The sequence below is a fragment of the Roseburia sp. OM02-15 genome, from assembly GCF_003481835.1.
GTDB lineage: Bacteria > Bacillota > Clostridia > Lachnospirales > Lachnospiraceae > Eubacterium_I > Eubacterium_I ramulus_A.
This window is the reverse complement of record NZ_QULX01000002.1, coordinates 303,695-316,666: the sequence shown is the minus strand read 5'-3', so window position 1 is coordinate 316,666 and position 12,972 is coordinate 303,695. Positions and strand designations below refer to the sequence as shown.

Below are 12,972 nucleotides of genomic sequence, written 5' to 3'. Positions count from 1 at the left end.
ATGATACCTTAATTATATCAGATATATGATTTTACGACCACTTTTTCAGTGGCGTCCTTATAGAGGTGGGAGTCATCTCCCATCTGATATTTTCGTAAACTGGCATGTACCTCACCGGATTTCACCTGCAACTGTACATGATCCAGAGCCTTACCCCCTGCAAAGCCCTTGCTGATATCTTTCATTTCAAGGATATACTCTGACAAACAATCATCTCCTTTCATAAATCGTATCCATTACTATCTTCCTCGGTATTTCTTTTCATAAATTGTATACCATTATGTTTTTACTGGTATTTCTTTTCTTGAATTGTATACCATTTCGGAAATAATATACTTCCTGCTTGCAATATACATCTACCGGGCATTTGTGCCAATTATTTTTATTTAAATTTATTCACTTTGTAAAATATGCACAATTTCCTACAGTTACTTTTTTTGTACTTTGCATTATTAGCTTTCTTTTTCTCTTTTTTGACATTCAAAGCAAATTTATCAGATTTTTCAACCATTAACATATCGCCATTTTCTCTTTATTTTGGTATACAATTTTACAGATTGACAAACAGTTTCAAAAATTATATACTAGTGGTATCAAAAATGTAACTACCAACATAGAACTTATCCTACTATAGAAAAAACAGTTCTGTTTCTTCTATATAGTATTTGTTCTTCGTAGTATCAACTTTAGGGTTGAAGATAAGGGATAGGTATAACCATATGAAACAGACATTAGCAGACACAGCTTATGAAAAACTGCTTGATATGATATATTCATTGAAGTACCAGTCTGGCGACCGACTGGTGGAACAGCAGCTTATTAACGAACTGGAAATCAGCCGCACACCGGTGCGCGAAGCAATCCGACGCCTTGCCGGCGATGGTCTGGTAGATCTCTCTACCGGCACATTTGCCCGGATCCATACATTTACCGCAAAGGAGAAAGAGGATATCGGTTTGGTTCGCCTTGCGATCGACACTACTGTCGCACCGCTGATCGTATTAAACGCAAGTAACAAAGACTTACAGGATCTGATGAGCATTGCTGCAGACTGCCAGCGTGCCTCTGATCGAAATGATATTATGGAACGAATCCGGCTGGATTTCAAATTTCATCAGGTTTTAGTGGAGCTTTCCGGCAATCAGGTATTTACTGACATTCAGGAACAGCTTACCAAAAAAGGTCGTCTGATCCAGATTCAGCATTATTCCGAAAACGGAGCTACGTTCTGTAATCTTGCTGGTCACCTGGATATCCTTCAGGCATTAAATGATCGCAATACGAACGCCTGTATCAAAGCCATGCAGGATCATCTGCGCCCTTCCTATGCCTCTCACGGTGTAGATTCAAAGATATGGGAAGTTGCGGAGACTGCACTGCGCACTACAGATGTCACTCCGTTTATTCAACAACATTGAGATATTACTTTTATATTCAATATTTTTCCTCAAAACAAAAAGAAAACCACAGCTTGTTCTCCTCCAAGCTGTGGTTTTCTCTTTGTACTCATTTTCTTCTCTGTCTGCTTATTGATTCTTCCATTCCAACAGAATCTCATCAATAATGGCAAAATGCTCCTTCAGTGCCAGAATGCCATCTTCACGATTATGCTCCCGCAGTGCTTTGACAATCCGATGATGACAGGCATTTAATGCTTCTTTTCCAGATTCTTTTCGAATGATCTCCCGACGCAGATCTTTGACAAATTCGTCAATGACACTGGAACACGCTTCCAGAATATCCAGAATCAAAATATTTCCCGAAGCTCTTGCCAATGTATAGTGAATTTTCTTATCTAGTTCATTGTTCACGCTGGCATCCGTACTCTTATCCAGCTTATTGACGTACTCCTCCATCAGTCGGATTTCTTCCTCAGAAGCATGATCCAACGCCAGTGTAAACGCCAGACGCTCCAGAGAATAACGAATCTGGCTGATCTGTATATAATCAATCTGATCCATGGCAAACATCATGCCCATGGTTTCCTCCAGACTGCTCTGGAAATCACAGGTAATATAATTACCGGATCCCTGCTGGGAAGATATAACACCTGTCATATCCATAAAACGAATGGCTTCCCGAACAGAATTACGGCTGACACCCAGTTCCTCCGCAATCTCCCGCTCCGGCGGAAGTTTCTCTCCAGGTTTTAAATCTCCCGCTATAATTTTTTTCTTAAAATAGTCCACGACTATCCCATAGGTTTTCTGACTCTTTGCCACTGTTCCTTTGTTCCTTTCAAAATAATAGGCATACCGCGCCATGCGATATGCCTATTATAAATTATTTAGTCATATGAATCAACTAGAAATTTTATTTCTCATCAGCGATTGCTGCCTGTGCTGCTGCAAGACGAGCGATCGGTACACGGAATGGTGAGCAGGAAACGTAATCAAGTCCGATCTTATGGCAGAACTCTACGGAAGAAGGATCTCCGCCGTGCTCTCCACAAATACCACAATGTAATGTTGGGCGAACCGGTTTACCAAGTTTCAGTGCCATCTCCATCAGTTTACCAACGCCATCCTGATCCAGTTTTGCAAATGGATCATTCTCGAAGATCTTAGCGTCATAGTAAGCATCCAGGAATTTACCTGCATCATCACGGGAGAAACCAAATGTCATCTGTGTTAAGTCGTTTGTACCGAAGCAGAAGAACTCAGCCTCTGTAGCGATCTCGTCAGCTGTTAATGCTGCACGCGGGATCTCGATCATAGTACCAACTTCGTATTTCAGATCAACACCTGCTGCTGCGATCTCAGCGTCAGCTGTCTCTGTAACAAATTTCTTAACATATTTTAACTCTTTGATATCGCCTACTAACGGAATCATGATCTCTGGTACCATGTTCCAATCCGGATGAGCTTTGGATACGTTGATTGCTGCACGGATAACTGCTTTTGTCTGCATTTTAGCGATTTCCGGATATGTTACAGCAAGACGGCATCCACGATGTCCCATCATCGGGTTGAACTCTTTCAGACCTTCAATGATAGCTTTGATCTGCTCTACGGATTTACCCTGAGCATCTGCCAGTTTCTTGATGTCCTCTTCCTCTGTCGGAACGAACTCATGAAGTGGCGGATCAAGGAAACGAATTGTAACTGCTTCGCCTTCCATTGCCTCGTATAACTGCTCGAAGTCACCCTGCTGATACGGTAAGATTTTCTCAAGAGCTACTTCTCTCTCTTCTACTGTATCTGCACAGATCATCTCACGGAAAGCGTCAATTCTGTCGCCTTCGAAGAACATATGCTCTGTACGGCAAAGTCCGATACCTTCTGCACCAAGCTCACGAGCTTTTTTAGCATCTGCCGGTGTATCAGCATTTGTACGAACTTTTAATTTTCTATATTTGTCAGCCCAAGCCATGATTCTTCCGAACTCGCCGGCGATAGTAGCTTCAACTGTCGGGATTGCTCCGTCATAAATATTACCTGTAGAACCATCAAAGGAGATTACATCACCTTCATGATACTCTTTTCCTGCAAGTGTAAATTTCTTGTTTTCTTCATCCATAATGATATCGCCACATCCGGATACACAGCAAGCACCCATACCACGGGCAACTACTGCTGCATGAGATGTCATACCACCACGAACTGTCAGGATACCCTGAGAAGCTTTCATACCTGTGATATCTTCCGGAGATGTCTCAAGACGAACCAGAACAACTTTCTCGCCTCTCTCAGCCCATTCTACAGCGTCATCTGCTGTAAATACGATTTTACCACAAGCAGCTCCAGGAGCAGCGCCAAGTGCTTTTGCGATTGGTGTAGCAGCTTTTAATGCTGCTGTATCGAATGTCGGGTGAAGCAGAGCGTCAAGGTTACGTGGCTCGATCATAGCTACAGCCTCTTTCTCTGTTCTCATTCCCTCATCTACCAGATCACAAGCGATCTTTAATGCAGCCTGAGCTGTTCTCTTACCATTACGTGTCTGTAACATGTAAAGTTTTCTGTTCTCAACAGTAAACTCCATATCCTGCATATCTCTGTAGTGATCTTCCAGAGTTTTGCAAACCTGAACGAACTGAGCATATGCTTCCGGGAATTCCTCTTCCATCTTAGCGATCGGCATCGGTGTACGAACACCAGCAACTACGTCCTCGCCCTGTGCATTGATCAGGAACTCACCCATCAGTTTCTTCTCGCCTGTAGCCGGGTCACGAGTAAATGCAACACCTGTACCACAGTCATCACCCATGTTACCAAATGCCATAGCCTGTACGTTTACAGCTGTACCCCAGCTATACGGGATATCGTTGTCACGACGGTAAACGTTTGCACGTGGGTTATCCCAAGAACGGAATACTGCTTTAACAGCTCCCATTAACTGCTCCTTCGGATCATCCGGGAAGTCCTGTCCGATTTTAGCTTTGTACTCAGCTTTGAACTGTCCAGCAAGTTCTTTTAAGTCTTCTGCTGTAAGCTCTACGTCATAAGTAACGCCTTTTTTCTCTTTCATCTCATCGATGAGCTGCTCGAAATATTTTTTGCCGACTTCCATAACAACATCGGAATACATCTGAATAAATCTACGATAGCAATCCCATGCCCAACGCGGATTTCCGGATTTCTCTGCTAATACCTCAACTACTGTCTCATTCAGACCAAGGTTTAAGATTGTATCCATCATACCCGGCATAGAAGCTCTTGCACCAGAACGAACTGATACGAGCAATGGATTCTCCTTGTCACCGAATTTTTTACCAGTAATTTCTTCCATCTTACCAATGTACTCGTTGATCTGTCCCTGAATCTCATCGTTAATTTCACGGCCATCCTCGTAGTACTGTGTACAAGCCTCTGTAGTAATAGTGAAGCCCTGTGGTACCGGAAGTCCAAGACCTGTCATCTCAGCAAGGTTTGCACCTTTACCTCCAAGAAGTTCGCGCATGCTGGCGTTACCTTCGCTAAATAAGTACACCCATTTTGCCATTTCTAATTCCTCCTAAAATATACATTGTGTTTTGCAAGCAGATAAAGTTCTGCTGTTTTTAGCAATTTTTCACATTTCGTTTCGTGTTTTCCCCGAAACTTCGTCTATATTTTACCACAAATTTTGCAGATTTCAACCTTTTTTGTGAAATTTCTAACGAAACACTTACCTTTTTTTCACTACCCCACAAGTTGGTCACTATCCGCTCATTTTTCGCTTATTTTCGACTATCGTATATGATATATTTTACCTGTTTTATAGAAAATTCAAAAAACATGATCAGTTCAAGTCGAACGCACGTGAGACTTGGTGCGTGATTCTGGTCAGCGCAAGCTGACATCTTCTTTTCAGAATCACTGCACTCTACACTCCGTTCCGGTCGGCGCAAAACCATTGTCTCCCAGACAATGTGCGCCCTCGCGGAGCATTTATCTAAATCGGAGATTGAACTCCCACTGAGAAATACTTGTTACTACTCACCACTTGCAGAAGTGGGAGTCTCATCTCAGACTGAGATGAAAAATCCCATTGCGGATCGCACGGATCAGCAATGGGATCTGAATCAAAAGATTTTTTCAAATTCTTTTTCCTATTTAAATATTTTTCACTAGAATGTAAATTTGTCTGCGAAATATGCATCCAGCTCAGCAATCGGAATACGAACCTGCTCCATAGTGTCACGGTCGCGGACAGTAACTGCATGATCTTCTTCGGAATCAAAATCGTATGTTACACAGAATGGTGTACCGATCTCATCCTGACGACGATAACGTTTACCAATATTTCCTCTGTCATCAAACTCACAGTTGTATTTTTTGCAAAGCTGCTCAAATACTTTCTCTGCGCCCTCATTTAATTTTTTAGATAACGGAAGGACACCGATCTTAACCGGAGCCAGTGCCGGATGGAAATGAAGGACAGTTCTTACATCCGGTTTCTCCTCTGTTCCGATATTCTCCTCATCATATGCACCGCACAGGAATGCAAGTACCACACGGTCTGCACCCAGAGATGGCTCGATAACATATGGAATGTATTTTTTGTTTTTCTGGTCATCGAAATAGGTCAGGTCCTGTCCGGATGTATTCTGATGCTGTGTCAGATCGTAATCTGTACGGTCTGCGATACCCCAGAGTTCACCCCAGCCAAACGGGAATAAGAACTCGATATCACTGGTTGCTTTACTATAGAAAGATAACTCTTCCTGGTCATGGTCACGGACACGCATCTCTTCTTCTTTCATGCCAAGAGATTTCAGCCAGTTGATACAGAAGTTTCTCCAGTACTCAAACCACTCCAGATCAGTATCCGGCTCGCAGAAGAACTCAAGCTCCATCTGCTCGAACTCTCTGGTACGGAAGGTAAAGTTACCCGGTGTGATCTCGTTACGGAAGGATTTACCGATCTGTCCGATACCAAATGGAATTTTCTTTCTGGATGTACGCTGTACATTTTTAAAGTTTACAAAAATACCCTGTGCGGTCTCCGGACGAAGATATACGGTATTTTTTGCATCCTCTGTGACACCCTGGAAAGTCTTGAACATCAGGTTGAACTGACGGATATCTGTGAAATTGTGTTTTCCACAGGTCGGGCACGGAACGTTATTGTCAGCGATAAATGCTTTCATCTCTTCCTGTGTCCAGCCATCTACAGAGCCTTTTAACTCAATATTATTCTCTGCTGCAAAATCCTCAATGATCTTGTCTGCGCGGAAACGCTCATGGCACTCTTTGCAGTCCATCAGAGGATCAGAAAATCCGCCAAGATGTCCGGAAGCTACCCATGTCTGTGGATTCATCAGAATCGCACAGTCAACACCTACATTGTACGGGCTTTCCTGAATGAATTTCTGCCACCATGCTCTTTTTACATTATTTTTCAATTCCACACCAAGATTTCCATAATCCCATGTATTTGCAAGTCCACCGTAAATCTCAGATCCCGGATATACGAATCCTCTGGATTTTGCCAGTGCTACAATTTTTTCCATTGTCTTTTCCATGATATGTCCTCTTTCTTCCATTTATTTTTAGGTGCCAAACGTCTCTGCCATTTCGCAAACCCTAATTTATCAAGTTCCTGTACATCTGCAGATATCATTACCGATACAGTACATATACCAACACGGATTCATCTGTATCCTGCTGTTTCTGTGTGACATTCACCTGTTTTTCAGATGTCACTTCTGTGCCCTCTGTAGAAACATATGCTATTTTTCCCGGGACGATCAGATCAGAATTCTCTTTTACAATCAGAACTTTCAGATCATCATCCTCCAACAGTGAAGATCCTCTAACTGTCTTCTTATCCGCTTTGCCATCTGTCACCGGATAAAAATCCTGTTCAAAATCATAACCTGCCGACTGTGCTTCCACAATACTTCCGGAAAAACATTCAATACCTGAAAAATCCTGAAAGGTCTCTGCATTTTCATATTGAAGCGTAAGATATGCTTTTTTCTCCTCTACCTTTGACTCCGTCACAGACACCGACTTTTTCCCGTGTTCTGCCGTATAATCATCCACGGCATTCTGTATGTAGCTATTCAGTTCATCTTCCTTATAATAGGACTGATCAAAGGTTTCCACGGCAGCCTCCAGAATCTTGCCATTCCGCTGCAATGCGATCGTATTCTCCTGCACATCCAGTTTCGTTCCACACGCAGCCATCAGCATGCACATACCGATACAGCAGCTAAGCGCCACCATTCTTTTTCTCATATCTCATCCTCCAAATCCAGTCTGCCCGAAGTTTTTATCACAGACATACTGTTTCTGCAATATCTGCAAAATAATTCAGAAATTGACGTATGCTGTCTGCATTCACATCAATTTCTAAATTATAACGGTTTCCGTTTCTGATTGCAAGTATTCCTATGTTAAAAAAGCAACTGTCTTTAATTCTTTTTCTACATACTGGTTTATATAATACTGAATCAGCTTTCTCACCTGATCGAATACTTCCTCAGTTACTGTAAAAGTATACAATTTTTCGACAGGAGCCGTCACTATGTACTGCATCGTGTATAATGCCGCATCATCTAACGGATACTTTGCCGGTCCAGGCTGGCAGTCCCTGCACATAACACCATTGCTCTTCTCATCAAAGCACCAGAGATTTTCCCTGCTCCCACAGGCAGTACATGCAAATACGTTTGGATATACTCCAAAATATACCAACGTCTTTAATTCATAAATCACACGCACCAGTTTCGGAGAAAGGGAAGGCACATTCAGTGCACGCAGTGTCTGGTAGACCAGTTTCAACTGATTCACACAGTCGCTGTTTTCCTGGCAGAAATAATCTGCCAGTTCCAGAAAATAACAGCCATAGTATGTCTTGTCCAGATCCGTCGCCAGTTCTCTGAAATAATTACTGATTTCTGCTTTTACTACCGTATAAGAACTGCGTCCCTCATATGCCTCGAAACTGCCAAAACAAAACAGGTTCGTCGCTGCCTGCAAAGAACTTTTCGGTCTTCTTGCTCCTCTGGCAAAAGCAGTAATTTTCCCCCGTTCCCGGGTTAAAATCGTGATTCTTTTATCGTATTCTCCCACTGGCATCGTATTCAGAATTATTCCTGTCAGAATGTACGTCTGCCCCATATATATTTCCACGTCTTCCCTGGCTGTCTGTTTCATATTCCGCATATTTGCCAATACTGCTCTGGCAATACGTTAAATAATCTGTAACCCGTCCGGTTTTTTCAAAGCTCAGCCATTTTTTATCTTCCATTGCATACTCCTCCCAATCCTTCAGATATTGTTAGCGTATGCAATCACAGGTCAATTATTCATTAATATTATATCCAAAATTTTTCATCTGAACATCACTGTCACGCCAGCCCTTACGAACCTTGACCCAAAGACGCAAATTGACTTTGCATTCCAGCATTTTTTCAATTTCAAACCGGGCATTACTTCCGATTTTTTTCAGCATAGCTCCACCTTTTCCGATGATAATACCCTTATGTGAATCACGCTCACAGATAATCGTAGCCTCGATATCTGTCATTCCATTCTTTCTCTGCTTCATAGATTCAATGGTAACAGCAATTCCATGTGGGATTTCTTCATCCAGTGCATGTAACGCCTTCTCACGAACAATCTCCGCCACAATCTGACGCTCCGGCTGATCTGTTACGGTATCCTCATCATAGAACATCGGTCCATATGGTAAATATTTAAAAATCATATCAATGATCGTATCCGTATTGTCTCCATGTAGTGCAGATGCCGGAATAATCTCGGCAAAATCCAGGATTTTGCGATACGCATCAATAAACAGTAATACTTCTTCTTTTTTGACCGTATCTGTTTTATTAATAACCAGAATGACCGGCAAATTAGATTTGCGCAGTTGCTCTGCTATATGCTGTTCTCCTGCACCGATAAATGTACTTGGTTCTACCAGCCAGACAATAACATCCACATCCTGTAAAGTACGTTCCGCTACTGTAACCATATATTCACCCAGCTTATTTTTTGCCTTATGAATTCCAGGAGTATCCAGGAAAACAATCTGGCCACGGTCCGGATCTGTATACACAGTCTGGATTCGATTTCTTGTTGTCTGTGGTTTCTTGGATGTAATGGCAATCTTCTGACCGATCAGCTGATTCATCAAAGTAGATTTTCCCACATTCGGTCTGCCAATCAATGTTACAAATCCTGATTTAAAATTTGCATTCATACAATTTTCTCCTTCTCATATCGAATTCAGTTGCATACAGTACAAAGCCAAATCGCATGCAGCTGAATTCTGAACTATCATCATTCGTTCTTTATAATGTCTTTAATACATCAAACAGGTCTGCTTCTTCCTGTAGCTTTCCTTCGTTTCCAATCGCACAGATATAACTATGATCCAGTACAGCCTGCATGGTTTCTGCCAGATTTCTGATATCCTGCGGACAGGTATGAAGTGCTTGTTCTCGTTCTTTCTGAATCATCTCATATGACACACCAGTCAGGTAGGAAAGCAGAGATCTTCTTCCCTGGCTCATCGGAGTCAGTGGTGCATCCAGTTCACTGAAAGCCCCAATCACAAAGCGCGTCATCCCGCGCTCATCAAGTTCAAACTCTTTCAGATAATCTGTCACGCCGCGATATACCTCTAAAGTCCGTTCAAGATTCGGATCACGATACGACAGGAAGCAGACATCTCCATTTCTTCCTACGTTTGTGCTGCATCCATATGCACCACCTTTCACACGAATATTCTGCCACAGATACTCATAATTCATAATAACCTTGAACACACGCATAGCGCCGTGATAAGAGAAACCACTCTGCGCATAGTTACCTGCCAGAGAAACATACTGAATCTGGGAAGCATCCTTAAATCCTTCATTTTTCTGATCTGGCAGAGAAATCTCTATCGATTCTTTTTCCGTGTCAGCATACAGTCCGTCTGTAATCTGATCTGACATATTTCTCAATGCCGCATATCCTTCTCTTCCGCCAGTCACACTTACAAGCAGATTCTGTCTCTGGAAGAGCAAGCTGCAAACTTCCTGTAATTTTTCCATCAGCTTATTTTTTTCTGTCTCATAATTGGAAACAACCTGATCCAGAATTTCGTAAAATCCAATGCCCTGAATACTGTCTGCATATTTCGCACGTTTTGAATAATAGGATAACGCTCTTGTCGCGGAAATCACATGGCCACTTTCGCTGAGTTCATTACGAAGTCTTGATTTTGCCTGTGCAAGCACTTCATAAATACGTTTTTCATCTGTAAATTCCGTTGTAAGCATCATGCTCTTAATCAATTCCATGCCACGTGCAAGATTTGCCTCTAATACTTTCAGACGTACTTCGTATTTCACCTGATAGCGATCTGTATGAGCCACGTCTCCTGTTACATTCACCTCGTTGGAAACACCACCGGTATACAGATTTACTTCATCCGCAAAATCTGTATATGTGTAATCTGTTGTATTTAATTTTCCCATCAGTACTTTTAAAATTCCAAGATATGGAATCAGATCCTCGGAAATGTGGTGCGCATCAAATAACAAGTCGAGATATACAATACCATTTGTCTGATAATCATGCCACAGATAAGGAACCCCTGTAATGATCTCTTTTTCATTTTTATAAGGTTCACTGGTTGCTTTCAGATCTTCACGGGAAAGCAACGGGATTTTTTCGAGATCTTCTTTTGCAGAAGGCTCTTCCTCATATTTTTCCAGTGCATGTGTCTCTTCTACCAGCTGATCAATTTCTTCTTTACTTAAAGTTGCTTTATAAGCCTGTAATTTTTCTTTTAAAGCCTGCTCCCTTTTTCCGGTCAGTCCGACTTCCGGAACAATCCGGACATAAGAAACATGCGTATTATCCAGCAGATATTTCTGAATCAGCTGTTCAAAATAATCCGTATCCAGCTGTTTTCTCAGGTAGTCATACACACCCAGTTCCTCCATATGAAGGAACGGCGCATTTTCATCATACAGCCAGCTGTCCATCACCTGAAGGCCAAACATCAGTCCCTTCGGGAAGCGTCCGAAATCTGCTTCACGGAATTTAAACTCCGAACCATTGATCGCAGCCAGCAATGTCTTTTTATTGATACCGTTTTTCACCTGCTCCTGCAGCACATCACGAATTACCTGTTCAAAACGTTTCTGATCAGATGCATTGGCATGTTTTGCTACAATGGAAAAAATTGGCTGATAACTGCTGCTGTCATAGCCGCCATAAATATCAGTTCCAATTCCAGCATCCAGAAGCGCCTGTTTCACCGGTGCACCCTGTGTACTCAGCAATGCATAGTCCAGAATATCGAAGGCAATATAGAGTTCTCTGTCTAAATTCGTTCCAACAGCCCAGTTGCAGGACAGATAAGTATTATTTTCTGTACTGTCCGTGCTGGAAATAGAATATGGAATTTCATGTTCTTTCGGTGCATCAAAAGGTTTCTGCTCCGGTATCGAAGAATCAACCTCGATTTTATCATAATGGCTCAGATACTCCTGATCCAGCCAATTTAATTTTTCAACCACATCCATATCACCGTACAGATAGATGTATGAATTAGACGGATGATAGTACTGACGATGGAAATTCAAGTATTCTTCATATGTCAGCTCCGGAATCACCTGTGGATCACCACCGGATTCGTTGCTGTATGGTGTATCCGGAAACAGAGAGCGTAAAATTTCACGGTCTAATACCCCATCTGCAGAAGAAAACGCACCTTTCATCTCATTGTAAACCACACCATTTAATGTCAGTTCATCTTCCGGATTCTTTAATTCATAGTGCCAGCCTTCCTGACGGAAAATATTCTGTTCTCTGTAAATATTCGGTGAAAATACGCTGTCCAGATAGACATCCATTAAATTTTGAAAATCTTTGTCATTGCAGCTTGCAACCGGATAAATTGTCTTATCCGGATAGGTCATTGCATTCAAAAATGTATTCAGAGAACCTTTCACTAATTCAATAAACGGATCCTTTACCGGAAATTTTTTACTTCCGCACAACACAGTATGTTCTATAATATGCGGGACTCCGGTACTGTCTTTCGGCGGAGTACGAAATGCAATATAAAACACTTTATTGGCATCTTCATTTGACATCACACAGATACGTGCACCGCTTTTTTTATGCACAAGCAACATACCATCTGAATGAATATCATCCAGTCGTTTCTCCTCCCTGATCTCGTACGCATTTAACTGACTTAATTCTGGTTTCAACTATAATTCCTCCAATTTCTTCTGCACCAAGCAGACACTCTTTTATTTTTCACAGATTCTGCCACAAAACATACTCCCTGCAGTTCTCTGATTTTTATAAAACTATATCTTCTCTTAGTTTTTCCAGTATCATCTATTCTTACACACTTTCGGACAAAAGTAAAGAGGCTGTCCAGTCAGACAGCCCCTTTGGGTCATTTGCATTATATCATGAACACATCCGTCCGCAGTGCACGTCCGAAAAATCACAGATTTTCCGGACTGACGGGCATTCGCCATTCGTCAATCATGCGAGCGCGTTGACTCGTTTGCACTCATTATAT

The 12,972-nt window shown here is 42.0% G+C and carries 10 protein-coding genes; 1 reads left to right on the top strand and 9 read right to left on the bottom strand.

What is annotated here, in order from left to right; all coding sequences use genetic code 11:
- Window positions 1-17: 17 nt before the first annotated feature.
- The gene (locus tag DXB15_RS17470) at window positions 18-206 is read right to left on the bottom strand and encodes a hypothetical protein (protein WP_147404755.1); all 189 of its coding nucleotides are present in this window, start codon (window positions 204-206) and stop codon (window positions 18-20) included.
- A gap of 513 nt (window positions 207-719) precedes the next feature.
- On the opposite strand from DXB15_RS17470, the gene DXB15_RS03545 reads away from it, so the two are divergent.
- Window positions 720-1,418, top strand: a complete 699-nt coding sequence (locus DXB15_RS03545; protein ID WP_118702029.1) for a GntR family transcriptional regulator — start codon at window positions 720-722, stop codon at window positions 1,416-1,418.
- A 108-nt stretch (window positions 1,419-1,526) separates the two neighbouring features.
- Here the strand turns inward: DXB15_RS03545 and DXB15_RS03540 are convergent, their stop codons facing one another.
- From DXB15_RS03540 to DXB15_RS03510, 8 genes are all read right to left on the bottom strand, one after another.
- On the bottom strand, window positions 1,527-2,222 hold the full coding sequence (locus DXB15_RS03540; protein WP_177957419.1) for a FadR/GntR family transcriptional regulator: 696 nt from the start codon (window positions 2,220-2,222) through the stop codon (window positions 1,527-1,529).
- A gap of 91 nt (window positions 2,223-2,313) precedes the next feature.
- Window positions 2,314-4,941, bottom strand: a complete 2,628-nt coding sequence (ppdK, locus tag DXB15_RS03535; RefSeq protein WP_109215636.1) for a pyruvate, phosphate dikinase — start codon at window positions 4,939-4,941, stop codon at window positions 2,314-2,316.
- Window positions 4,942-5,548: 607 nt separating this feature from the next.
- Window positions 5,549-6,946, bottom strand: coding sequence for a glycine--tRNA ligase (locus DXB15_RS03530; RefSeq protein ID WP_109215637.1), 1,398 nt, complete (start codon window positions 6,944-6,946; stop codon window positions 5,549-5,551).
- A 97-nt stretch (window positions 6,947-7,043) separates the two neighbouring features.
- A complete protein-coding gene (locus DXB15_RS03525) occupies window positions 7,044-7,664 on the bottom strand; it encodes a hypothetical protein (RefSeq protein WP_109215638.1) in 621 nt (206 codons plus the stop codon).
- A gap of 153 nt (window positions 7,665-7,817) precedes the next feature.
- Entirely contained in the window at window positions 7,818-8,549 is a 732-nt protein-coding gene (gene recO, locus DXB15_RS03520) for a DNA repair protein RecO (RefSeq protein ID WP_118702049.1), read from the bottom strand.
- Window positions 8,485-8,679, bottom strand: a complete 195-nt coding sequence (locus DXB15_RS16805; protein WP_147404754.1) for a hypothetical protein — start codon at window positions 8,677-8,679, stop codon at window positions 8,485-8,487. Before DXB15_RS16805 ends, recO begins: the two co-directional genes overlap by 65 nt.
- Window positions 8,680-8,733: 54 nt before the next feature.
- Window positions 8,734-9,636, bottom strand: coding sequence for a GTPase Era (era, locus tag DXB15_RS03515; RefSeq protein WP_109215639.1), 903 nt, complete (start codon window positions 9,634-9,636; stop codon window positions 8,734-8,736).
- A 91-nt stretch (window positions 9,637-9,727) separates the two neighbouring features.
- On the bottom strand, window positions 9,728-12,649 hold the full coding sequence (locus DXB15_RS03510) for an insulinase family protein (protein WP_243115592.1): 2,922 nt from the start codon (window positions 12,647-12,649) through the stop codon (window positions 9,728-9,730).
- Window positions 12,650-12,972: the final 323 nt, after the last annotated feature.